Annotated in this window: 1 protein-coding gene; it reads right to left on the bottom strand. The window is 47.6% G+C overall.

Annotation, left to right across the window (positions count from 1 at the left end):
• Positions 1–228: 228 nt before the first annotated feature.
• The gene (gene glgA / locus QUB52_RS29020; RefSeq protein ID WP_265237306.1) at positions 229–1,656 is read right to left on the bottom strand and encodes a glycogen synthase GlgA; all 1,428 of its coding nucleotides are present in this window, start codon (positions 1,654–1,656) and stop codon (positions 229–231) included.
• Positions 1,657–1,833 lie beyond the last annotated feature (177 nt).

Genomic DNA, 1,833 nt, shown 5'->3' on the forward strand with positions numbered 1-1,833 from the left:
AGAAGGAAGAAGGAAGAAGGAAGAAGGAAGAAGGAAGAAGGAAGAAGGAAGAAGGAAGAAGGAAGAAGGAAGAATGCGAATTTAGATTATGTCATTGCGAGGAACGAAGCAATCTCTCTTACCCTGGGATTGCTTCGTTCCTCGCAATGACACGTTTTCGGGTGCGTCAGGAAATATGCGATCGCCTAAATCGACAATAACGCCTGACGCACCCTACAAAGAAAGAGATTAACCTTTACCAATGATTAATTGTGGCTCAGGTTCTGGTGATGTTTCTTCTGGTGAAATGCCGAGAATTTCGCTGTACAAGTTGACGTATTTCTGGGCAGAAAGATCCCAGCTAAAGTTTTCTCTCATGCCGCGTTGTTGCAGTTCTTTCCACTTATCTTTGTAGCGGAAACCTTCCCATGTTCGGATCATACAGGTGAACAAGTCGAGGGGCTCGTAGCGATCGAAACAGTAACCGGTACCGGTATTATTAATTGGGTCGTTGTGGGAAACGGTATCGACTAAACCGCCTGTACGACGCACCATTGGGACGCAGCCGTAGCGGAGGGCGAGCATTTGGCTGATGCCGCAGGGCTCGAAACGGCTGGGCATCAGGAAGGTGTCGCAGCCTGCGTAAATGCGCCGGGAGAGGGCGTCGTTGTAGAGTAATTGGGTGGACATCCGACCGGGATAGCGGGCGGTCATTTGCCACAGTTGGGTTTCGTAGTAGCGATCGCCCGTTCCGAGTACAATAAACTGAGCGTCGGTATAGGCCATGAAGCGATCGAGCATTTGAATGATCAAATCCAACCCCTTCTGTTCTACCAGCCGCGTCACCATGCCGATTAAAAAGGCATTTTTATTCACTTCCAAACCGACTTCTTCTTGCAGCGCAATTTTGTTAGCTGGGCGCTTTTCTAGCGTATCAACACTAAATTGTTGGTGGAGGTACTTGTCAGTTGCTGGGTTGTAAGATTCTGTATCAATTCCGTTCAAAATTCCCGAAACCTTGCCGCCTAGAAAAGATAGCAAACCTTCCAAAGTTTCCCCGTAAGCTGGGGTTTTGATTTGTTCGGCGTAAGTGGGTGAAACTGTATTTACGCGATCGGCAAACTGTACTGCCGCAGCCATTGTATTGTGACCTTGCATATACCAGGGGCACCAAGTCATCTGATCCAAACGCCAGCGCCACGGCCCTTGATAAGCTAAATTGTGAATAGTAAAAACTGTGCTGATATCGGGGTCTTGCTTCATCCAAACAGGTATCATCCCCGTATGCCAGTCGTGACAGTGCATAATTTGTGGTTTCCAGTGATTCCAGGCAAATTCAGCAGCAGCATTGGCAAAGAAAGTGAACCTCCAATCTTCATCTACGCCGCCGTAAACGCGGCGCGGCAAGAAAGATGGATGTTGCAATAAGTATAAAGGTACATCGGTTCCCGCCAAAACACTTTCAAAGACGGAGAAGCTTTGGAACATGGCCGCCCCCTGGAAAACGGGTTTTTTGGGAACGTCCATTTTGTCGGGGACGAAGCCGTAGTAGGGCATGAAGATGCGGACATCGTGACCCATGCGGCGCAGAAATTTAGGCAAAGCGCCGACGACATCGCCCATACCGCCTACTTTGGCTAGGGGTGCTGCTTCGGCGGATACAAATAAAATGCGCATTATTTTTTTGTGTTCCTTGAGATACTTAGTCTAGATTAAGTTTAAATGGCGATCGGCACAATAGACCTCTTGCAAAAAAAATCTATGCTATAATAGACCTCGGTAGTGCCATGAAGGAAAGGATAGAGTAAACTTAAGCTACTATTAGAGAGAAGTGTTTGCCATTAGTGATATGAC

Source organism: Microcoleus sp. A6-C6, from assembly GCF_036705955.1.
Classification (GTDB): Bacteria; Cyanobacteriota; Cyanobacteriia; order Cyanobacteriales; family Microcoleaceae; genus Microcoleus.